This window comes from Nocardiopsis lucentensis DSM 44048, from assembly GCF_000341125.1.
GTDB lineage: Bacteria > Actinomycetota > Actinomycetes > Streptosporangiales > Streptosporangiaceae > Nocardiopsis > Nocardiopsis lucentensis.
Map to the genome: position 1 here is coordinate 1 of NZ_ANBC01000356.1, position 432 is coordinate 432.

Here is a 432-nt window from a genome sequence, read left to right on the forward strand (position 1 = left end):
GCGGCGGCGGTCAGGGCTGGCCAGGCCGTCCGGTCGGTGAGCGGGGTCAGCCCGGCTCGGGCGACGGCGGAGCGGACCCGCTCGTCGGCGGCCAGGCCGCCCTTGTCGCCGGGTTCCCAGGGCCCCCAGGCCACGGCGGTGGCGGGGACGCCGCGGCCGCGCAGGGACCGCGCCAGGCCGTTGAGGTAGCCGTTGGCGGCGGCGTAGTTGGCCTGACCGGCCGAGCCCAGGACCGAGGAGACCGACGAGAACAGGACCAGGGAGCGCAGCGGCTGGTCGGCGACGGCCTCGGCGATCCGGTCCGCGCCCTGGGCCTTGGCCGCGAACACGGTGCGGAACGCGTCCTCGTCCATCTGGGGGAAGGCCCCGTCCGCGGTGGTTCCGGCCAGGTGGAACACGTGGCGCAGGGGGCGGTCGGCGGTGGCGGGGGGC

General features: G+C 78.0%; 1 protein-coding gene. It reads right to left on the reverse strand.

From position 1 onward, the window contains the following. Window positions 1–432 (reverse strand): KR domain-containing protein (locus D471_RS34115; protein WP_040689398.1); only part of this gene is annotated, 432 nt, incomplete at both ends.